The 20,613-nt window shown below is 61.5% G+C and carries 16 protein-coding genes; 8 read left to right on the top strand and 8 right to left on the bottom strand.

The window, feature by feature from the left end; genetic code table 11:
- Nucleotides 1–855, top strand: coding sequence for an ABC transporter permease (locus tag J2X53_RS16040; protein ID WP_349038500.1), 855 nt, complete (start codon nt 1–3; stop codon nt 853–855).
- A gap of 2 nt (nt 856–857) precedes the next feature.
- Nucleotides 858–2,675: an ABC transporter ATP-binding protein gene (locus tag J2X53_RS16035; RefSeq protein WP_349038499.1), complete on the top strand. Its 1,818-nt coding sequence runs from the start codon at nt 858–860 to the stop codon at nt 2,673–2,675.
- A 248-nt stretch (nt 2,676–2,923) separates the two neighbouring features.
- Here the strand turns inward: J2X53_RS16035 and J2X53_RS16030 are convergent, their stop codons facing one another.
- Nucleotides 2,924–3,955, bottom strand: a complete 1,032-nt coding sequence (locus tag J2X53_RS16030) for a LacI family DNA-binding transcriptional regulator (protein WP_349038498.1) — start codon at nt 3,953–3,955, stop codon at nt 2,924–2,926.
- Nucleotides 3,956–4,125: 170 nt separating this feature from the next.
- On the opposite strand from J2X53_RS16030, the gene J2X53_RS16025 reads away from it, so the two are divergent.
- The 5 genes from J2X53_RS16025 to J2X53_RS16005 all read left to right on the top strand — a co-directional run bounded on the left by J2X53_RS16025 (nt 4,126) and on the right by J2X53_RS16005 (nt 10,446).
- The gene (locus tag J2X53_RS16025) at nt 4,126–5,067 is read left to right on the top strand and encodes a dihydrodipicolinate synthase family protein (protein WP_349038497.1); all 942 of its coding nucleotides are present in this window, start codon (nt 4,126–4,128) and stop codon (nt 5,065–5,067) included.
- A 64-nt stretch (nt 5,068–5,131) separates the two neighbouring features.
- Complete coding sequence (locus J2X53_RS16020; RefSeq protein ID WP_349038496.1) at nt 5,132–6,133, top strand: TAXI family TRAP transporter solute-binding subunit; 1,002 nt, start codon at nt 5,132–5,134, stop codon at nt 6,131–6,133.
- A 75-nt stretch (nt 6,134–6,208) separates the two neighbouring features.
- Nucleotides 6,209–8,107 carry a TRAP transporter fused permease subunit gene (locus tag J2X53_RS16015; RefSeq protein WP_349038495.1) on the top strand — a complete coding sequence of 633 codons (1,899 nt, stop codon included), beginning with the start codon at nt 6,209–6,211 and terminating at the stop codon, nt 8,105–8,107.
- 3 nt (nt 8,108–8,110) lie between these two features.
- Nucleotides 8,111–9,193, top strand: a complete 1,083-nt coding sequence (locus J2X53_RS16010; RefSeq protein ID WP_349038494.1) for a hypothetical protein — start codon at nt 8,111–8,113, stop codon at nt 9,191–9,193.
- Between the two features lie 233 nt (nt 9,194–9,426).
- Nucleotides 9,427–10,446 (top strand): IS110 family transposase, encoded by a 1,020-nt coding sequence (locus J2X53_RS16005; RefSeq protein ID WP_349038493.1) that lies wholly within the window; start codon nt 9,427–9,429, stop codon nt 10,444–10,446.
- Between the two features lie 619 nt (nt 10,447–11,065).
- On the opposite strand, the gene J2X53_RS16000 is transcribed toward J2X53_RS16005, so the two are convergent.
- From J2X53_RS16000 to J2X53_RS15975, 6 genes are all read right to left on the bottom strand, one after another.
- Complete coding sequence (locus J2X53_RS16000) at nt 11,066–12,592, bottom strand: aldehyde dehydrogenase (NADP(+)) (RefSeq protein ID WP_349038492.1); 1,527 nt, start codon at nt 12,590–12,592, stop codon at nt 11,066–11,068.
- Between the two features lie 65 nt (nt 12,593–12,657).
- Complete coding sequence (locus tag J2X53_RS15995) at nt 12,658–13,557, bottom strand: dihydrodipicolinate synthase family protein (protein WP_349038491.1); 900 nt, start codon at nt 13,555–13,557, stop codon at nt 12,658–12,660.
- Nucleotides 13,558–13,569: 12 nt separating this feature from the next.
- Nucleotides 13,570–15,309 carry an L-arabinonate dehydratase gene (gene araD / locus J2X53_RS15990; protein WP_349038490.1) on the bottom strand — a complete coding sequence of 580 codons (1,740 nt, stop codon included), beginning with the start codon at nt 15,307–15,309 and terminating at the stop codon, nt 13,570–13,572.
- 36 nt (nt 15,310–15,345) lie between these two features.
- Nucleotides 15,346–16,839, bottom strand: a complete 1,494-nt coding sequence (locus J2X53_RS15985) for a tripartite tricarboxylate transporter permease (protein ID WP_349038489.1) — start codon at nt 16,837–16,839, stop codon at nt 15,346–15,348.
- A gap of 9 nt (nt 16,840–16,848) precedes the next feature.
- Nucleotides 16,849–17,343, bottom strand: a complete 495-nt coding sequence (locus J2X53_RS15980) for a tripartite tricarboxylate transporter TctB family protein (RefSeq protein ID WP_349038488.1) — start codon at nt 17,341–17,343, stop codon at nt 16,849–16,851.
- 57 nt (nt 17,344–17,400) lie between these two features.
- The gene (locus J2X53_RS15975) at nt 17,401–18,339 is read right to left on the bottom strand and encodes a tripartite tricarboxylate transporter substrate binding protein (RefSeq protein ID WP_349038487.1); all 939 of its coding nucleotides are present in this window, start codon (nt 18,337–18,339) and stop codon (nt 17,401–17,403) included.
- Between the two features lie 332 nt (nt 18,340–18,671).
- Between J2X53_RS15975 and J2X53_RS15970 the strand changes: the two genes are divergently transcribed.
- Entirely contained in the window at nt 18,672–19,391 is a 720-nt protein-coding gene (locus J2X53_RS15970) for a FadR/GntR family transcriptional regulator (protein ID WP_349038486.1), read from the top strand.
- Nucleotides 19,392–19,447: 56 nt separating this feature from the next.
- Here J2X53_RS15970 and J2X53_RS15965 read toward each other — a convergent pair whose 3' ends face one another.
- Complete coding sequence (locus J2X53_RS15965; protein WP_349038485.1) at nt 19,448–20,611, bottom strand: enolase C-terminal domain-like protein; 1,164 nt, start codon at nt 20,609–20,611, stop codon at nt 19,448–19,450.
- Between the last annotated feature and the right edge of the window lie 2 nt (nt 20,612–20,613).

The following is a 20,613-nucleotide window of genomic DNA, read 5'->3' as shown; positions in this document are numbered from 1 at the left end:
ATGGGACGTTCCCGCCGTTTGCCCGATATACGCCTGCTGTTCGGGTGCGCGATTGCTGTGACCGTGCTTTTGGCCGGGATACTTGCGCCCTGGATCGCGCCCTACGATCCGGGCGCGCAGGATCTGCTAAGGATCTTGCAGCCGCCGGCCTGGGATGAAGGTGGCAGCAGCGCCCATATTTTTGGCACCGACAGCCTTGGCCGTGACGTGCTGTCGCGCATGATCTACGGCGCGCGCACCGCGATGACGGTGGCGGTCCTGGCCACGGGCGGTGCGATGATCCTGGGCATGCTCCTGGCCAATTGCGCCGGATATTTCGGCGGCTGGCTGGATTGGTGCATTTCGCGTCTGGTCGAGATCTGGCTGTCTTTCCCGCCGGTGGTGCTGTCGATGCTGCTGATTGTCGGGCTGGGGGTCGGCACCGACAAGGTGATCTTTGCGATCATTCTGGTTGACTGGACACGCTTCTGCCGGGTGCTGCGCAGCGAGGTGCAGGTGGCGCGACGCTATGACTATGTCGCCTATGCCCGGCTGATCGGCTTTTCGCATATGCGGGTGATTGCGCGCGAGATCTTTCCCGCCACCCTGCCGATGCTGATCACCCTTGTCAGCCTGCAAATGGGCATTTCGGTGGTGGTCGAGGCAATCTTGTCCTTTGTCGGCATGGGCGTGCCTTCGAATGTGCCGGCCTGGGGACAGATGATCGCGGATGCGCGGGTGGATATCTACTCCGCGCCATGGGGTCTGGCGCTGCCGATCCTTGCAATCTTTGGCACGGTGCTGGGCTTCAACTTACTTGGCGATGGGTTGCGGCGGGTTCTTGACCCGCGCAGCCGGGCCACGGCACGGGAATGACCATGTCAGATCGGCACAAAGTCCTCGACATCAAGCAACTCGACCTGTCGCTGCGCACGGGTCAGAAAATCCTGAGCGGGATTGATCTGAGCATCGGATACGGGCGCATTCTGGGTGTGATCGGGGAATCGGGCGCGGGCAAGTCCATGATCGGCACAGCGATTGCCGATACGCTGCCCCATGCGTTGAAAATCACCAAAGGCAACATCGAGTTCGAAGGGCTGGAACTGACCGCGATGTCGTCAAAGATCCGGCGCGCCCTGCTGGGGCGCGACATCGGCTTCATCCCGCAAGAGCCGATGACAGCCCTGAATCCCAGTCTGACGATCGGGCAGCAGATCGGCGACCATCTGAAACGGATCGGTTTTGACACCAGGAAAGACCGGATCGACAAGGCGGTCGCACTGTTCGAAGAGGTCGGGCTACAGCGGCCGAAAGAGCTGCTGGACTGTTATCCGCATCAACTTTCCGGCGGCATGCTGCAGCGGGTGCTGATCGCCATGGCCTTCGCTTCGAACCCAAAGCTGGTGGTGGCGGACGAGCCGACCACGGCGCTGGATGTCACCATTCAGGCCCGGGTGGTGCAGCTGATTTCGCGCATGCGCGAAATTCACAATACCTCGGTCCTGTTCATCACCCATGACCTGGAACTGGCCGCAGATGTCTGCGATGATGTCGTGGTGCTTTACGGCGGCCAGATTGTTGAAACCGGTGCGGCACAGACCATCCTGCGCACGCCGCGCCACCCCTATTCACGCTGTCTCAAGCTTGCCAGTCCGAAGATGGAAGGCCCGCGCGGCCGCCTGATGATCCTGCCCGACACCATGCCAAGCGCGCAGCAACGCGAGGCGATTTCGGGTTGTTATTTCACAGGGCGTTGCCCCCTGGCACAGGAAGTCTGTGCCCGCCATCGGCCGCCGCTTGCGACCCTTGACGCCGGCCATCAGACGGCCTGCCATTTCCCCGAAAGAACCAACGAGATCAACGTGTCAGAGGCGAAAGCCCAGTCTGCCGCCACGACCGTCGGGGAAGAGGTTGTGCTGCGTGCGGCGGGGCTGGGCAAAACCTATGTCCAGAAAGACTGGCTGGGGCGGTCGAGCCATGTCGAGGCCCTGAAGGACGTGAACTTCGAGGTTCGCGCCGGGGAATTCGTCGGCATCGTCGGAGAAAGCGGCTCGGGCAAAAGCACGCTGACCAAGCTGATCGTTGGCTTGGAGGGCGTCACCGCCGGTCGGTTGGAGGTTGTGGGGCTGAACCGCGCCGCCGCCACACCCGAAGAGCGCAAAGCCTTGATCGCGCAGGTACAACTGATCTTCCAGGATCCGCAATCGGCGCTGAACCCGCGCCGGAAGGTCGCAAGTCTTGTGGTGCAACCGCTGGAAGCCAGACCCGAGCGCCCCACGAAGGCCGAAACGACAAGCCTTGCGGCAGCGGTTTTGACCAAGGTCATGCTGCCTGCCGATGCCGGCAACCGCTTTCCCGACCAACTGTCGGGCGGGCAGAAGCAACGGGTGAACATTGCCCGTGCGCTCAGCTCGAATCCAAGGCTGCTGATCGCCGATGAAATCGTCTCAGGGCTTGATGTTTCGGTACAGGCGCAGATCCTTGAGCTGTTGCAAGCGTTGCGTGCCGAGGGAGGCTTCTCTCTGCTGCTGGTCTCACATGACCTTGCCGTGGTGCGCCATATCTGTGACCGCGCCATCGTCATGTACCGCGGCAGCATCGTCGAACAGGGTCCGGTAGACGCAGTGTTTGGCAATCCGCAGCACCCCTATACGAAAACCCTGGTCGCTGCCGCCAAGGGCAATATCCTTGACTAACCAGAGGATAGGTGCGGATTTCTGGCAAAAGACGATTGCCTGACCAGACAGCCTGTCTTGATCTTAATTCTTGAGCATCAATTGCGCTTTGCTGCCCATCGGGGATTTTGCTCGTGGTCTTGTCTGCGGCGCTCGATTTCAGTCGACAGGATGAGCCTGCGGTAGTCTCCCTCGGATCAAGCCAGCGAACTCAGATAGTGCGCCGAATATCGGCTTGTCGAATGTCAGTTGCGTGGCAACGCCACCCTTTAGTCCGGTGGTGGCATTGCGCCTGAGCTTCGTGGAATAAGGGTGGGGGTAGCAACACGGATAGGGCCAGTGCCTGAATGCTCGCCATTCAGCAATTGCAGAGCCATCTCGGCGATATGGTCAAAGGGCACTCTGACTGTTGTCAGCGGAACGGGCAGGCGGCTGACGATGGGGATGTCATTGTACCCCACAAGCGATATGTCATGGGGAACCGACAAACCGGCCCGGGCGAAAGCTGACAAGGCACCGATTGCGGTGTTGTCATTCACGGCAAAGACGGCTGTCGGGCGCTCGCGCAGCGACAGCAGCGCCTGCGCCGCGATCTCGCCGGATTCGATGCTGAAGGTCGAGGGCACGATCCAGCCGGGCGTGATGGCAGCCCCAGCCTCCTCCATCGCCCGCAGATAGCCCTCCCGGCGCCCCAGCGCGCTTGTGGCGTAGTCGGGGCCGGTGATCAGCCCGATGCGGCGATGGCCCAGATCCAGCAGGTGACGGGTGGCAAGATATCCACCCAGCCGGTCATCGCCGATTGCGGCCGGGCTTTGACCATTGTGGCGCAGGGCCAGCACAAAGGGCACGCCGCGCGTACGCAACTCGTCAGTGAAATGATTGTCTGTACGGGCGGTCGAAAGAATCAGCCCGTCCACCCCACGGCGGATCAGCGCTTCGGCGGCGGCACGGCCTGCATCAGGATTGTCATCGGTGGTGGCCACAATGGCGAACTGGCCGTTCTGCGCGGCTGCACGGGCCAAAGCCTCATACAGCATCGCCATCACCGTATCGGTCAAACGCGGCACAATCACGCCGATCTGCCCTGTGGATCCCCGGCGCAGATTGGCTGCGGCCAGATCCCTCACATATCCAAGTTTTTCAGCCACTTCCCGCACGCGCAAGGCCGTGGCGTTTGCAGTCTTTGGCAACCGCTCATCCAGGATACGCGAGACCGAGGATTTCGACACGCCAGCGACCCTTGCAACGTCATGCAGGGTCACGCGCGGCTTGGCTTTGTGGTCGGGAATGTCGCCGTCCATCGGGCTGATCCTCAGTGGCAAGGTGTATCTTACCTAAAACTATCAGTTGACAGACACCACTGGCAATGTATTTCTGGGAACGTTCCTGCAATCGTTCCCAAAAGGTGATTTATATGATTACGTGGGGTGGGACGCCAGAATTCGACACACCAGCCGGAGGAGTTTCCGATATGACACCCATGGATATGCGCGGCCTGAGCCCCGCACCTGTCACCGCATTCAAGAAAGACGGATCACTTGATTTCGAGGCGAACATCCGCATTGCAAAGTGGCTTGCCAGCTTTGAGGACGTGAAGTCGCTGGTCATTCTTGGCCATGCCGGTGAGGGCACGTTCCTGACCGCCGATGAGCGTCTGGAGCTGATCCGGGCCTACAAGGATGCTGTCGATATCCCGATCATCGCAGGGATCACCGGTGAAGGCACCAAGGTCGCCGCTGAGGAAGCAAAGCGGTCGCTTGATGCCGGTGCCACCGGCGCGCTGGTGTATCCGAACCACGGCTGGCTTCGCTTCGGCTTTCAGAAGGGCGCGCCGCAGGACCGCTACAAGGCGATCTACGAAGAGGGTGGCCTGCAGACGATCCTGTTCCAGTATCCTGATGCGACCAAAGCGTCTTATGACTTGGACACCCAGCTCGATATTGCGGCGCAGCCGGGCTGCGTGGCCACCAAGAACGGCGTGCGCAATATGAAGCGCTGGTATGTCGAAATTCCCGAGCTGAAAAAGGCGCAGCCGGATCTGCAGATCCTGTCGTGCCATGACGAATGGCTGCTGCCGACCATGTTCGATGTCGACGGTCTGCTGGTTGGCTATGGGAACATTGCGCCCGAACTGCTGATCGACCTGATCAAGGCTGGCAAGGCGCAGGATTATCCGACCGCCCGCAAAGTCTTTGAACAACTGCTGCCGGTCACGCGCACCGTTTATCACCGCGGCTCGCATATGGAGGGCACTGTCGCGCTGAAGATCGGCCTGCGCCATCGTGGTCTGCTTGACAACGCCACGATCCGTGAGCCGCTGAAAGACCTTGGCGAAGCTGCGGAGCGTGAGATCGAAGCGGCGCTGGATGCCGCTGGCATTGGCCGCGTCGAGCTGGCCATGGCCGCCGAATAAGCTGCTGAGGGTTTGCCCCCGGCGGCCGCCGGGGGCAGTATAAAAGGCATAGGGAGGAGACCAAATGCTCAACTTCGCACTTCCGCGGATGCGCCTTGCGCTGACCGCTGCTGTCGTCACCGCGATCACCACCACCTCTGTCGCCGCGCAGGACATCCGCATCGGCGCGATGCGCGAGGGTTCGTCGTGGTACGTCTTTGCCGCGACACTTGAACAGATCATCGAGCCAATTCTGGGTGAAAACTCGGTCGAGATCATCGCGCGCGGCGGCGGCGTGGCCAATCCGATGGTCGTTCAGGGTGGCAAGGCCGAAATCGCGCTGTCAAATGTCGCTTCTGCTGTCTGGGCGGCCAATGGCGATGACGTTTATGAGGGTATGGCGGCGCCTGACATCCGCGCGCTCGTCGGCGGGCTCAACGATGTCTATGTCGGCGTGATGGCGTCCAAGGCGCTTGTCGACCGGCACGGAACCACCGACCTTGCGCAGATCGTGGCGTCCGGTGAAAAGTTGCGTGTCCTGATCAAGCCCGTCGGCTCGTCTGCGGTGCCGGTCGCCTACATGATCTTTGAAGGTCTCGGTACTTCTGCCGAACAGATCAAGGCCAATGGCGGTGACATCATCCAGGTGGATACTGGTCAGATCGCCGACCAGATGCGCAATGGCAATGCTGACATCTACATCGACACAATGATCAAGGGGCACCCGACGATCACCGAAGTCGCACTTACGACCGATGTGGTGTTCCTCGACATCCCCCCGCCGGCCATGGCTGTGCTGGAGCAGAACGGCCTGACGCCGGGCGTCTACGGACCCGCCTGGTACAAGGGGCAGGAGGCAGAGACGACGGGGGCCAATCTGGGTACGGTGCTGATCGCCAATGCCGCGCTGGACGATGAAGCCGCCTATCAGATCACCAAGGCAATCATCGAGAATGCCGATCAGCTGAAAGCCTCGCATGGCGCATGGTCGGCCTTTGATCCGTCCCGGGCGATGCTGCCGGCCAATGTCGGCATCGAACTGCACCCCGGCGCAATCCGCTACTATACCGAAGCCGGCCTGATGTGAGGATCGTCCGCGCCGCCGGAATGTCCGGCGGCGCCTCTTGTCCAGACCTTGCGTTTCGCTTCCCGGGAGGATTCCATGCGCGATCTCATCCAAAAAAGCCCCGTTCAGACGCTCGCCTTCGGCGTTGGCCTGGCCATGGTCATCTTTCAGATCTGGCTGCTGCTGGCTCCGCAGCAACCGCTTCTGGAGCGTCCTGTGCATCTGGCCTTTGGCCTTGTACTGCTTTTCCTCTATAAGCCGCTGACGACCGAGGCGCTGCCCGTCTGGCTGCGGGTGGGTATTGATGCCGCGCTGATCCTCAGCACCGTTGCCGTCCTGGGATATTACCTGACCGGTTTTGAGCGGCTGACCACGCGGATGGAGAATGTCTCGCCGGTTCTCAAGGTGGACATACTTTTTGGGGCCTTGCTGGTCTTGCTGCTACTGGAAGGATCGCGCCGCGCTGTAGGCTGGGTACTGGTCTGGGTCCTGCTGGTTTTTGTTGCCTACGCGTTCTGGGGCAACGCGCTGCCCGGCTGGCTGAACTTCCGGGGCTTTGGTGTTGAAGCTGCGACCGAAATCACGACGATGACCACGGCGGGAGTATTGGGGATCACCACCTCCACCTCGGTCAATTTCGTCTTCTACTTCATCCTGTTTGGTGCCTTCTATGCGGCGGTCGGCGGCGGGCAGCTGTTCATCGACCTTGCGATCCGCGCTGCGGGCCGTACGACGGGCGGTACAGCCAAGGCGGCTATTGTCGCCTCATCGCTGATGGGCTCGATTTCCGGCTCTGCGGTGGCCAATGTCGTATCCACCGGTGTTTTCACCATTCCACTGATGAAGCGCACGGGCGTGCCACCGCATCGCGCTGCGGGGATTGAGGCCATCGCCTCGACCGGCGGGCAGTTGATGCCTCCGGTCATGGGCGTCGCCGCCTTTATCATGGCAGAGCTTTTGGGCATCCCGTATACGGATGTCGCGCTGGCTGGGCTGATCCCGGCGGTAGCCTTTTATCTGGCGCTGATCATGGTCGTTGATCTGAACGCGCGCCGGGATGGCGTGCGGGCCATGACCCACGAAGAGATTGACCAGACCCCGGCCATCGGTCCGCGCCTTCACCTGATCCTGCCGCCCCTGGTTCTGATGGCGCTGTTGATCGCTGGCTATTCCGCCGCGTATTCCGCTGTTCTGGCATCGCTCGCGTGCCTGATCGTGCCGTTTTTCCGGCGCGCAACCTGGATTGGCGGCAAAGAACTGGTCGAGGCGCTGCGGGATGCGCCCAAACAGGTCGCCGAGGTCGCGGTGCCGATTGCAGCCATCGGGCTGGTGATTGCCGTCGCTGTCCAGTCGAACCTTGCGCTCAAGTTTGCGGGGTCGCTGCTGGCGCTTTCCGAAGGGTCGATCTATGCCTCTCTGATGCTGGCGATGGTTGGCTGCATCATTATGGGCATGGGGCTGCCCACTGTTGCCGCCTATATCATCGGCGCGGTCTTGTTTGTTCCCGCCATTGAAGATCTGGGAATCGCACCGCTGGCGGCGCACTTCTTCATCTTCTACTACTGCGTGCTGTCGATGGTGACACCGCCGGTCGCGCTGGCCTCGTTCGCGGCGGCGGCGGTCGGCAAGGCGTCTGCGGTGCAGACCAGCCTGTCAGCCTTTGGCCTCAGCCTTGTTGCGTTCTTTGTGCCCTTTGCCTTTGTCTTTGATCCCGGCGTTCTTGCGCAGGGCAGCGCGGCACAGATTACCTTCAGCGCCGTGTCGCTGCTGGTCTCGACCGCGCTCTGGGCTGTCGCCTTTGGCGGGTGGGCCGGGCGGCCGCTGGGATGGGCCGTGCGCCTGCCCATCGGCCTTGCTGGCCTTGCGGCCGTCATCGCACCCTCAGGGTCGTCGGTCTGGCTTGTGTCGCTGATCATCGGCTGGGCGCTGGTGGTGGGTGTTGCGACCCTGTCGCGTCGCAGCGACGGTGCGTCCGTTGCCAACCCGGCGGAGTGACAGATGGCTTTCCGGCATTACCCATCAGAATCGCGGGTCTTCACAGACGAAACCGGCGGGCAGGTGCGTCAGGTCACAGCACATCCGTCGCTTCACCATCACCCGTTTTTCTTCGTGGATGCCTGGGATGCGCTGATGCAGCATCTGGTGCTGATCTCGCACCGCACCGGCCTCCCCCAGATCTTCATAGAGCTGGGGGAGGGGGGTGATCTGGTGCAGCTGACAGAGGAACCCGCACTGGCGGAATGGTCGGTTATTCCGTCAAAGGATGGGCGCTGGATCTACTATGTCGCGGGGCAGGAGGGCAGGCGCGTCTCGGCGCAGGATGGCAGCGTCGAGACGCTTGTGCGCTTCGACAGCGCTGAGATGCGCGAAACCGGCATGGTCGGGGCCGCGATGGGCACCACCGCCCTGTCGGCCTGCGGGCGCTGGTGGGCGGTGCCGGTGAAGACGAACGCCATCAGTCGGTTCTGGCTGATCGACACGCACCGTCAAAGCGCCGAAGTGTTCCTTGAAGCACCGACCATCGGCCACCCCCAGTTTTGCCCCGATGATGACAACCTGATCCTTTACGCGGGTCCGATGACGGACCGGGTCTGGGTGACTGACAGGGCAGGAAACGCCCGCCGCATTTTCAGGCGGACCCATGACAAGCAATGGATTACGCATGAGGTGTGGCGCCCCGGTCATCGCAGTGTGCTGTTTGTCGACTGGCCGAACGGGCTTGGCGAGATCGACATCGACACGGGCGCGGTGCGCGCGGTCACAGATTTCCCGGTCTGGCATGGTGCCCCCGATGCCACGGGATCGCGGCTGATCTGCGATACGAACTTTCCCGATCGCGGGCTGCATCTGTTGTCGTTGGATCGGGCATCCTCGCCGCAATTTCTGCATCGACCCGAGGCAACTTCGCAGGGTGCCCACTGGGCACATCCGTTTCCGTACAATGACGGTCCGGTAAAGGTCTTCGCTCCGCAGCATACCCACCCGCATCCCCGCTTTTCGCCCGACGGAAACCGCATCGTCTTTACGTCGGATCGCAGCGGTATGGCACAAGTCTATGAGGTAAATGCCGGCAAGCGGTAAAGGACGGCAATGACGGGCAAGTACAGGCCAAGCTTTGCGGACAGGAGAAATTCTTACGCGCCGCGACTCAATTGGAACAGCGCGGTCGCAGCCGGTGCAGCGCCGGACACGCGGAAGGGCAGGGGGTGTGTTTCGGCGTGCAATTTTGATGGGGTGGACGGCCGCTGTCCCTAACGTGGCGCGGATTGCTGTCATGTCGCATGATCAGGGTCCCAATAAAGGGAGGTTCCACCATGTCTGATGTCATCGTGACGGTCGGTCTCGACCTGGCAAAAGGGGTCTTTCAGGTTCACGGCGTCGATGCCGAAGGAAGGGTCTGCGTTCGGCGCAAGCTGCGCCGTGCAGAGATCACGTCCTTCTTCGCCGGCTTGTCGCCCTGCCTGGTTGGAATGGAGGCTTGCGCGTCGTCGCACTTTTGGGCGCGCGAGATTGCCCGCCTCGGTCACGAGGTCAGGCTTATGCCCCCGTCCCACGTGAAGCCCTATGTCAAGCGTGGCAAAACCGATGCCTCGGACGCAGAAGCCATCTGCGAAGCGGTGACCCGGCCGACGATGCGCTTCGTCGCGGTGAAGTGTGAAGGTCAGCAGGCGGTGCTGATGCTGCACAAGACGAGGGAGCTCTTGGTTCGGCAGAGGACGATGCAGACCAACGCGCTCAGGGCGCATCTCGCGGATCTGGGCATCGTTACGGCCCAGGGCGTCGAAGGGCTGAGCAGCCTGAAGACCCATTTCCAGAAGGTGCTGGGCTCGCTTCCTGAACATGCCACCGCAGCCCTTCAGGCGCTGATCAGGATGGCGGACTGCCTGGTCGACGAGATCGAAAGGCTCGAAAGCCGCATCCTCGATTGGCACCGGGCGAGTGATGCCAGCCGTCGGCTCGCGACCAATCCTGGGATCGGACCCATCACGGCCAGCGCCATAGCGGCGAATGTGCCGGACCCAAGCCTGTTCAGAACCGCCCGTCAGTTCGCCGCCTGGCCGGGACTCACGCCGAGGGCGAATTCCAGCGGCGGCAAAGACAGGCAGATGGGCATCAGCAAACAGGGCGATGGCTATATCCGGCGTCTGCTGGTCTCTGGTGCCAGCGCCGTCATGCGCTTTGCCCGACAGGGAGATCCCGGCAAAGCCTGGCTGGTGGCGCTCAAGAAGCGCAAGCGGCCGAAGGTTGCCGCGGTCGCCCAGGCCAACAAGACCGCTCGCATTGCGTGGGCGATCTTGCGACGGAACGAGGCCTTCGCCGCTCGGACCGCGTAACGGCACGAGGCAGGCGAAACGGAATGCGTCGAGGCTGAGGAAAGATGACAAACTGGTCGAACCGGGGATCAGGACACCCCAGTGGGTCAAGGCGACAAATCGAGCGCGTAGTTTTGATTGGGACCTGATCTGCGGACTTCATCTGGGCCAGCGGCTATGCTGCGCAAACAGGCCGTAGACATGACTGCTTTCAGCATAGGCTCGTCAGCTTCCCAGCTTGCGCATCAGGGGCCGTCCACCCCATCAAAATTGCATACCGGAACACACAGCAGCTTCTGCAAATGTGCTTGGCCTATCTGCAGGTGGCGATGGCGTGCCCAAAGCGGCCGGTCGAGTGATCTCTAGCGCTGCAATGCAGAGGGTCTGAGAAGCGGACGTTCGGCGATGGCGCAGCAAAATTCAGAGCTCTGCTCTAGCAATACGGCTGAACCGTGCCGTGTAGTTGCCCCACACAGCGAGCCGATGCTGTCCCTGCCGGTCAAGAAAAGCGGCTCACATCCGTGTTGATGCGGACAGGAAGCCCCATGAGAGCCAAAACACCAAAGCCGCGCTGGACTGCACTCCAGCAACCGCTTCGCACTGCGGCGATTTGGGCACCGGCCCCCCGGCCGGGCCAGTATCATTGCATCAGGTCGGCAGGCAGCAGTGCTACCGGCAGGTTCTGATAGCACACCGGCCGCAGAAAGCGGCGGATCGACAATGTGCCGACCGACGTGGCACCGAAGTTGGTCGAGGCGGGGTATGGTCCGCCATGCACCATGGTGTCGGACACCTCCACCCCGGTCGGAAAGCCGTTGGCAAGCACGCGACCCGCCATGCGTTCCAGCACGGGCAACAGTTTGCGCCCCAGTTCGGCGTCAGCCGCCTCAAGCTGAAGCGTTGCCGTCAGCTGGCCCGAGAAACTGCGTGCAATTTCAACCATCTGGGCCTCATCTTTGACCGTGATGACCAAACCTAGCGGGCCAAAGACCTCTTCGCCAAGATCGTGGTTGCCCAGCCAGTCTTCCGCAGCAACGCGGAACAGGGAAGGCCGCGCCTCGCGCGCATCACAGCTCGAGGCCAGTAGCTCTTGGACGCCACTGCCCGCCGCGATACGGGCCACGCCACTGCGATAGGCGGCCGCGATGCCATCTGTCAGCATGATCTGCGGTCTGGTCTGGGACATGGTCACACGGGCCGCTTCGACAAAGCTCTCCGCTTCGGGGGACGCGATGACCACGGCAATGCCGGGGTTCGTGCAGAACTGCCCCGCGCCCATGGAAAGGCTGCCCGCCCAGCCGGCGCCAATGGCATCAGCGCGCGCGCCAAGCGCCGCAGGCAGCACGAACATCGGGTTAACGCTGCCCAGCTCACCAAAGAAGGGGATCGGATCGGCGCGTTGCGCGCACAAGTCGAACAGCGCGCGGCCACCGGCCAGCGAGCCGGTGAAGCCGACAGCCCGGATCGCCGGATGCTGGACCAGCGCGATACCAACATCGCGACGTCCGCCTTGGATCAGACTAAAGACGCCAGCAGGCAGCCCACAGCGTTGAGTCGCGGCGTGAATCGCCTCGGCGACGATTTCGCCGGTTCCTGGGTGAGCCGAGTGACCCTTGACCACAACCGGGCAGCCTGCTGCCAGCGCGGCGGCGGTATCGCCGCCGGCGGTCGAAAATGCCAGTGGAAAGTTTGAGGCACCAAAGACCGCGACCGGACCGACCGGACGCTGCATCATCCACAACTCGGGACGCGGCGCGGGTGCACGATCGGGCAAAGCCGCGTCATGGCGGCAGTCGAGATAGTCGCCCTTGCGGATGTGCGATGCGAACAGACGCAGTTGGCCGATGGTGCGGCTACGTTCGCCTTCAAGTCGCGCCGTGGGCAGGCCGGTTTCAGCGCTGCCGATCCAGCTGATCTGCGGGCCTCGGGCCTCGATCTCGTCGGCAATGGCCTCAAGAAACGCGGCCCGGGTCTCGCGGGAGCTGCAGCCATAGTCGTCAAAAGCTGCCTCGGCGGCGGCGCAGGCCTGGTTCACCAGATCAACCGTGCCGACCGAAAAATTGAATGAAGGCCCGTTGGCAGGCTCGTTGGCAAAGGTTGCATCGCTGGCGACCCAGGTGCCTGCGATCAGATGTTTACCATGAGGCATGAAAAGTGGCTCGGTCATTATCTTGTCCTTATTCGGAACACGGGCAAAGGCACCCCGGACCATGGCGGGCCGAGGCATCCGGATCAGATCAGGGCGTTTTCCTTTAAAAAAGCCGTCATCGTTGCGTGTTGCGGTGCCGTCAGCGGCCAGGCCGACGGTGCGCGGGTGCCGCCACAGTCAATGCCGACCGCTTGCAGTGCGGCCTTGACGCCGGTCACGTTGGTACCGTTCAGCTCTTCGGCGCGCACATCCTCGAACGCCTTCATGGCGCGGATAAGACGATTAGCCTCGGGATAATTCCCGGCGTCGAGCGCGGCATGAATCGCCAGTGAACGCTCGGGCCAGATGTTGATCAGGCCCGAGGTGAATCCGCGCGCGCCAACAGCGTAAAGCGCCGGTGCCCAGACCTCGGCCAGACCACATACCCAGATCAGAGAGGGGTCACAGGCGGCAATCGCTTCGCTCAGCTTCAGCGGGTTCGGCGTAGCCCATTTGATACCCTTGACGCTTGGGACTTCGCACAGGCGGCGTATGTTGTCGATGCCGATCGCATCGTTGCGCAAATACAGCATCACCGGCAGACCGCCCGAGGCCGCCGAAATCTGCTCGACATAGGAAACGGTGCCGCGGGGTGAAACAAAGGGATCCGGCGGCTGATGGATCATCAGCGCGGTGGCGCCCGCCTTGGCCGATTCCTCGGCCAACCGGCAGGCATCACGCACGGAACGCCCGATTCCGGCTAAGACCGGCGCGCGGCCAGCAACCATATTCGCGACTTCATGCACCATCGTCACCGCTTCCTCGGTGGTGAGGGCATAAAACTCGCCGGTATTCCCGTTGACCACTGGCATATGCAGTCCAGCACCCAGGGCGCGGTCGATGATCGGCGACAGCTTTTCGGGCGCGATATCGCCTTTGTCGTCATAGGGGGTCACAAGAATGCCGGAGATTCCGCTCAGCGCCTGGTCTAGATCGTGGCTCATGGAGGTGGTCCTTCAGTAAATGTCAGGTTCAGCGGGCGCTTTGCCGAAATCGCGCTGCAGGAAGTCGAAATCGCAACCCTTGTCGGCCTGGGTCACGTGTTTCGAGAACATCCAGCCCCAGCCGCGTTCATAGCGGGGCTCGGGTGGCTGCCATGCAGCGCGGCGGCGTTCGATTTCATCATCATCCACCAGCATATCGAGGCGACGATTTTCCAGATCGAGGCGCACGATATCTCCGGTCCGCAGCAGCGCCAGCGGACCGCCGACAAAGCTCTCGGGGGCGGCGTGCAGCACACAGGCGCCGTAGGATGTGCCCGACATCCGTGCGTCTGAAATGCGAAGCATATCGCGATGCCCCTGCTTGATCAGGGCTTTAGGGATCGGCAGCATGCCCCACTCGGGGAAACCTGGCCCGCCCAGTGGCCCGGCGTTGCGCAAAACCAGCACATGATCGGGCGTGACCTCCAGATTCTCGTCGTCGATGGCCTTTTTCATCTCTGGGTAGCTGTCAAACACCAGCGCCGGACCCTGATGTTGGTAAAAGCGCGGATCACAGGCTGCGGGCTTGATCACCGCGCCGTCGGGGCAAAGATTGCCACGCAGCACAGCCAGCGAACCTTCCTTGTACACCGGGTTCGACAAGGGGCGGATCACATCGTCATTATAGACTTTGGCTCCTTCAAGATTCTCGCCCATCGACTTGCCGGTGACGGTCAGGGCAGAGGTGTCCAGACGGTCCTCGATCTGCTTCATCAGCGCGCGCAGTCCACCGGCATAGAAGAAATCTTCCATAAGATAGTCTTTGCCCGAAGGGCGCACATTGGCAATCAACGGTGTCACGCGGCCTAAGGCATCGAGATCATCCAGCGTCAGATCAACGCCAGCGCGGCGCGCCATAGCGATCAGGTGGACAACCGCATTGGTCGAACAGCCGGTCGCCATGGCGACGATGGCCGCATTGCGCACCGAGGCGGCGGTGATGATCCGCTCGGGTGTCAGCTTTTCCCAGACCATGTCGACAATACGGCGCCCGCAATCCGCCGACATGCGCATGTGCCCCGAATCCACCGCCGGAATCGATGACGCCCCCGGCAGAGTCAGCCCCATGGCATCGGCAATCGCCGTCATGGTGGACGCGGTACCCATGGTCATGCAAACACCGGGCGAACGCGCGATGCCACCCTGAATCCCCAGCCATTCGGCATCCGAGATGTTGCCCGCGCGACGCTCGTCCCAATATTTCCATGCATCGGAACCCGAGCCCAGAACCTTGCCCGCATAATTCCCGCGCATCATCGGCCCGGCAGGCAGGTAGATCATCGGAACACCGGCCGAGATCGCGCCCATCACCAGCCCCGGGGTCGACTTGTCGCAACCGCCCATCAGCACCACGCCGTCAAGCGGATGGGACCGGATCTGCTCTTCTGTCTCCATCGCCAGCATGTTGCGATAGAGCATGGACGTTGGCTTGGTGAAGCTTTCATCGACCGAGATTGACGGCAACTCAACCGCGAAGCCACCCGCCTGGGCGACCCCGCGTTTTACATCCACCGCCCTTTCCCGAAAATGACCGTGGCAGGAGTTGAGCTCGGACCAAGTGTTCAGCACGCCGATGATTGGCTTGTTGCGGAACTCGACCTCTGAAAAGCCAAGCTGCATCATGCGGGAGCGGTGGCCGAAGCTGCGCAAATCATCTGGCGCGAACCAACGCGAGGAGCGCAACTCCTCTGGCTTGAGCCTGTCTTGTGTCATGGGTGTTACCTTGTGATAAGCGTCAGGGGCATCGGATCAGGTGCGGGCCGTGTCACGACGGCGGCGCGCAAACAGGCTCCACAGCGAATATCCCAGCAAGAGCAAAGCTGTTGCCAGCATCACCGCGGAGATGGGGCGGGTGACAAAGGTGGTCCAGTCCCCGTTGGAATACATGAGCGCCCGACGCAGGTTGGTTTCGAAGATGGTGCCCAGCACAAAGCCCAGCACCAGTGGCCCCATCGGGTAGCCATAGCGTTCAAGCACATAGCCGAGGCCGCCAAAGGCCAGCATCACCCAGAGGTCAAAGGCGCGGAACTCGCCGACGTAAACGCCGACAACCATCAGCAAGGCCAGCACCGGGATCAGGTAGTGGCGCGGGATGAGCAGGACGCGCGGGAAAAGGCGGATGGTCAGCAGTTGAAGGATCAGCAGCGCAACAGTCGCCAGCAGGAAGGCCGCATAGATTGTCGAGATCAGGGCCGGCTCGTTGCGATAGAGCAAGGGCCCGGGTTGCAGCCCGTGGATGGTGAAGCCCCCGATCAGGATCGCCGTCACGCCATCGCCCGGAATACCCAGCGTCAGCAGCGGCAAAAGTGCGCCCCCCACCGATGCGTTGTTGGCGGTCTCGGCGGCATAGACGCCCTCGACACTACCCTTGCCGAACTCTTCAGGCTTTTTCGATGCCGAACGTGCGGCGCCATAGGCCACAAGGTTCGACGCCGATCCGCCGATCCCCGGCAGCACGCCAATGGCGATTCCGATCATGGCCGACCGCACCATGTTGAAGCCGTTGGCAACAAATTCCGCCAAGGCAACGCCAGAGCCGCGCAGATCAAGCTTGTTCTTGATCTGGGGCGCGGGTTCGCAAATCTCGCGGATCAACTGTGCGACGGCAAAAAGGCCGACCATGAAGGGAATGATCGCGATGCCGGACAATAGGTCGATGTTGCCAAAGGTAAAGCGCTGCGACGAGCCGATTGGCGCGAAACCGATGGTCGAGATCGCAAGACCCAGAACCGCCGCCATCAATCCCTTTACCAGATTGGATTCCGACAGAACGATCACCAGCGCGAGCGCGGCAATCGTCAGGCTGGTGTATTCGGCGGCACCGAAGTTGATGGCAAAGCGGGCGATCACCGGCGCAAAGCAGACCAGAACCGCAAGCCCCAGAATGCCGCCGACCGCACTTGCAACCATGCCGGTGGCCAGCGCCTTGATTGCCTGACCTTTTTGCGCCAGCGGATAGCCGTCAAACGTGGTGGCGATGGAACTGGGCGTGCCCGGGATGCGCAACAGCGTCGCCGAGACCAGACCGCCCGACACACCGCCAATATAGGTGCCGATCAGCATCGCGATGCCAACATCGGGCGTCATTGCATAGGTCACCGGCAGCAAGAGTGCGATGGCCATCGTGGCGCTGAGGCCCGGCAATGCGCCGAAGACAAGCCCGACGGCAACACCCATCATGATCAGGGCGAGCGTCATAGGCTCGAACAGATGGATCAGGCTGGAGAAAAAGAGTTCAACCATGTCGTGACCTCATACGAACCAAATGCCGGGAACGGGCAATTGCAGCAACCAACTCAGCAGCAGCCCAACCAGAAGAACCATGACCACCGCAACAACAGATCGGGTGAGGATGCGGCGCGGCGTCAATTCATCCATCAGGGACATGCTGACCGCCAGAAACAGCGTTGCCGAAGCGGTGAACCCCAGCGGTTCGAACAGCGCGAGAAAGGCTATGAAACTGCCCGCGATCCCCAACCTGCGCAACAGCGAGGGCGGAGGCAGCAGTTCGGTGGGGCCATCAAGCAAGGCGGGGTCAATGGCCACTCGTTCAGCCGGGGCAACAGGCACCCCGCGCAGGGCAAGCGCCGCACCCAGCAGCACCATCGCCGCCGACAGAATGGTGGGCAACAGACGCGGCCCCGGATCGCCGCTTCCGGCGAAGGGCTGCACAATCTGCTGCGTCGTGTAAAACATGCCTGTGCCCACAAGGGCGAACAAAATTCCGATAACCCGATCAGCGGTCATGGCTGCCTCCTATAACCCGGACACGGCGGGACGCGGGTTCCCGCCGTGCAGAGCCGATTATTTACCGATCAGATCAGCCATCATGGCTTGCTCGCCACGCAGGAACTCGGTGGCCTCAAGACCATTGCGCGCCGCAGGGACGTGGCCAAAGCGCGCTAGACTGCCCGGATAGTCGGGATCGGCAACGATCTCTGCCATCAGCGCATCAAAGGCAGCCTTCACACTGTCGTCGACGTTCTCCGGACCGTAGACCGCATGCACCATGGGAAGCGAAACATCGACACCCTGCGAGATGGTCGTCGGCAGGTCGGGGCGCAGCGTGTCGGGCTCAGAGTTCATCACCCCGAGAATGAGCATTTGGTCGTCCTCGACATACTGCACGGCGGTGCCGACGCTCATCGAGATGACATCGACCTGTTTGCCCAGCAGCGCGGTCACACGGTCGGCCTCGGTCCCCGCATCGACGACGCGCATCGCGCCATCGGCAGCGCGGTTGAGAGCCTCGGCCTTGACCTGTGTGGTGCCACCCAGTTGCGAGCCGATATTCATCGTGCCCGGATTGGCCTTGGCGTAATCGATGAAGGTCTGCATGTCCGTATAGGCCTCGTTTGCGCGGACCGCAAAAACCTCATTCACCGCCGACGTGGTCGCCAAGGGCGTGAAGGATTCCCAGCTGAAGGGCGATTGGCCGAACAGGTTCGCCGTGTGCAGCGCGCCGTGGAAAAACAGCAAGACAGACCCATCATTGTTACCGCGCGCCACGGTCTGGGCCGCAACGACACCACCGCCCGCCGGCTGGTTCACAATCGCGACGGTCGCGGTGGAGTGTTTTTCAAAGAACTCGGCGAAAGCGCGCGCGCCGTTGTCGGTGCCCCCGCCGGCGTTGGCTGGCACGATCAGACGCACAGTGCGCGCGGGATAATCCACTTCGGCGGCTGCAAGGCCGGGCAACAAAGCCAGGCATGCGGCCAGACAGAGATTCAGCACAGGTTTCATGGTCTCTCCTCCTTGTATGACTGCGGTCAGGCTGCGATGCGCCGGGTCTATCGCCCCGCCTCCACGAAAGCGCAGCGTCGCCACCTGACCAATATTGTAAAGTCTTATTACATATTGATGTGATAGCGTCAATCATGACCCTTTCGATTTCCTGGAGGGCACTCTTGATCAAATACACTCTAACAGTATGTAATGTATATATTAACTTGGATTGCACGCCACAAGCAGCCTTGTGCCCCACTAGATTTAAGTTGAGCTACAGCATGTAAAATGGCATGATTCAGAACAATTAGGGGCCAGAATCAGAGACATATGGCGCCGAAGGAGTGTTGATGCCCGAAGCGGACCCTGCCGCCATCCCACGCAGTTCTCTGCGCAATGAAGTGTATCAGCGGATCTATCAAAAGATCACGCGTGGCGACTGGCCTGAGGGCACGCGGCTGCCCCCGGAAACCGATCTTGCTGATATGTTCAATGTCTCGCGCCCCATCCTGCGCGAGGCGCTGATGCGATTGCGGCTGGATAAGATTATCGAATCGCGTCAGGGCGCAGGCAGCCGGGTGATTAACGTGCCTAGCCCGACCGTTCTGGAACACATTCCGGCGGCTGCCATCAGTGATGTGCTTCATGGCTACGAATTCCGCACGGCGCTTGAGGGAGAAGCCGCCTATCAGGCCGCCCAGCGTGCCGGACCGCGCCATATTGCCGACCTTGTCGCTGCACATCAGGCAATGATCGAGACGCTCGCCAACCCCGAAATTGTCGGCGATGAAGAAGACATCGCCTTTCACATGGCCGTCGCCCGGGCAACTGACAATCCGCATTACGTTTCCGCAGTCGGCGCCATCATCCAGACAGTGCGGCTGGGCGTCCGGGTCGCCTCGACCCTACCGCATTGGACGCGGCACGAGCGGCTGACCAATTCTATCCGCGAGCACCACCGGCTTCTGGATGCGATCCGGGATCACAACCCCGATCTGGCGCGGCAGCTGATGCGCCAGCATATAGAAGAGGGTCGCAAGCGCGTGTTTCTGGGCCAGCCCCAACGCTGAGGGTCCAAACGTAAACGCGCGCCCAAAGGCGCGCGCATCACAATTTCCAGCCCGGATCAGTCCGAGACATATCCGGCGCCATGTGCCGCGCGATCCCATTCGACCAACGGCGCACGCAGGCTCTCAAGCGCTTCTTCGTCCAGTTCCATGCCAAGACCGGGACCGGTCGGCACCTGAATGCAGTTGTCGGTGATCTGAATCCGGGTCTTGACCACATCCTCGGTATACAGCAGCGGGCCGACCGGGTCCGAGGCAGTTGCAAGCTCGGCAATCGATGCAGCCAGATGCGCTTGTGCAGCCGTCCCGATGCTAAGCTCTTGCGTTGTGCCGATCAGGCAACGCAGCCCGGCCAGCTCGGCCAGTGCAGCCAGTTTCTTGATCTGAATGAGCCCCCCGGAAACCACGGTGATGTTGAAGATGTCGACGGCCCCCGCACGCAACAGCTGCATCGCCTGCGCAGCCGACGACACGTGTTCGGAGACACTGGCATCGACCCGTCGCCGCACTTCGGCCATGCCCTCGAAGTCTTCTTTCCAGCTGGGGCTTTCGATCACGTCAAAGCCGAACTGCTTGAGCCTGTCATAGGCGCGCAGGGTGTCCTTCCAATAATGCCGGGCTTGAAAATCCAGCGCCTTCAGCTCGACCTTATTGCCGAAGCGATCACGCAACGTCGCAAGGAATTTTTCGTCCTTGGCAAAATCGACGCCCACATAATAGCGAAAGCGCGAGATGCCGATGTCCAGCAGGTCTTGCACATAACCAAGGTTGCGCTCGTAATCCGCCTCGCTTTTCACCTGGAACAACGGATAGCAGATCTCGATCTTGTCGCGGGTCTTCCCGCCAAGAAACGTATAGGCTGGCACGTTGAGCGCCTTGCCCATGATGTCAAAGCAGGCCATATCGATCCCTGCCGCGATCTGCGACGCCGGGGTGAAGGGTGGATAGCTGGGTGCCGAGGCAAAGTAATTGTGCAGGTATTTGGCCATCTCGAGATGCATCGCCTCGACCGCGAACGGATCGCGGCCGAGGACAATCTTTTCAATTCCGATCCGCACCGCATCAACGTCCGGCATATACATCCGGTAGCAATCAAGATCGGAAATTTCGCCAAGACCGGTGATGCCTTCGTCTGTGTGCATCTGAAGAATGAGATGCGAGCTGATCGAGCCGGTGCGCCGGTGCGTTTGGATCGGGGTCAGAGTAATTTTAGAGATTTTCATTT

The sequence above is a fragment of the Pseudotabrizicola sp. 4114 genome, from assembly GCF_031457365.1.
Lineage (GTDB): Bacteria > Pseudomonadota > Alphaproteobacteria > Rhodobacterales > Rhodobacteraceae > Pseudotabrizicola.
Note: the sequence above shows the minus strand (reverse complement) of the source record. Positions and strands in the feature narration are given on the sequence as shown.

Bases quoted from the DNA above. Each gene is read 5' to 3' on its own strand.
- J2X53_RS15980 (WP_349038488.1), bottom strand. From the start codon at position 17,343: ATGACCGCTGATCGGGTTATCGGAATTTTGTTCGCCCTTGTGGGCACA.
- J2X53_RS16035 (WP_349038499.1), top strand. From the start codon at position 858: ATGTCAGATCGGCACAAAGTCCTCGACATCAAGCAACTCGACCTGTCG.
- J2X53_RS15965 (WP_349038485.1), bottom strand. From the start codon at position 20,611: ATGAAAATCTCTAAAATTACTCTGACCCCGATCCAAACGCACCGGCGC.
- J2X53_RS16020 (WP_349038496.1), top strand. From the start codon at position 5,132: ATGCTCAACTTCGCACTTCCGCGGATGCGCCTTGCGCTGACCGCTGCT.
- J2X53_RS16025 (WP_349038497.1), top strand. From the start codon at position 4,126: ATGACACCCATGGATATGCGCGGCCTGAGCCCCGCACCTGTCACCGCA.
- J2X53_RS15975 (WP_349038487.1), bottom strand. From the start codon at position 18,339: ATGAAACCTGTGCTGAATCTCTGTCTGGCCGCATGCCTGGCTTTGTTG.
- J2X53_RS16015 (WP_349038495.1), top strand. From the start codon at position 6,209: ATGCGCGATCTCATCCAAAAAAGCCCCGTTCAGACGCTCGCCTTCGGC.
- J2X53_RS16030 (WP_349038498.1), bottom strand. From the start codon at position 3,955: ATGGACGGCGACATTCCCGACCACAAAGCCAAGCCGCGCGTGACCCTG.
- J2X53_RS16000 (WP_349038492.1), bottom strand. From the start codon at position 12,592: ATGACCGAGCCACTTTTCATGCCTCATGGTAAACATCTGATCGCAGGC.
- J2X53_RS16005 (WP_349038493.1), top strand. From the start codon at position 9,427: ATGTCTGATGTCATCGTGACGGTCGGTCTCGACCTGGCAAAAGGGGTC.
- J2X53_RS16010 (WP_349038494.1), top strand. From the start codon at position 8,111: ATGGCTTTCCGGCATTACCCATCAGAATCGCGGGTCTTCACAGACGAA.
- araD (WP_349038490.1), bottom strand. From the start codon at position 15,309: ATGACACAAGACAGGCTCAAGCCAGAGGAGTTGCGCTCCTCGCGTTGG.
- J2X53_RS15985 (WP_349038489.1), bottom strand. From the start codon at position 16,839: ATGGTTGAACTCTTTTTCTCCAGCCTGATCCATCTGTTCGAGCCTATG.
- J2X53_RS15995 (WP_349038491.1), bottom strand. From the start codon at position 13,557: ATGAGCCACGATCTAGACCAGGCGCTGAGCGGAATCTCCGGCATTCTT.
- J2X53_RS15970 (WP_349038486.1), top strand. From the start codon at position 18,672: ATGCCCGAAGCGGACCCTGCCGCCATCCCACGCAGTTCTCTGCGCAAT.
- J2X53_RS16040 (WP_349038500.1), top strand. From the start codon at position 1: ATGGGACGTTCCCGCCGTTTGCCCGATATACGCCTGCTGTTCGGGTGC.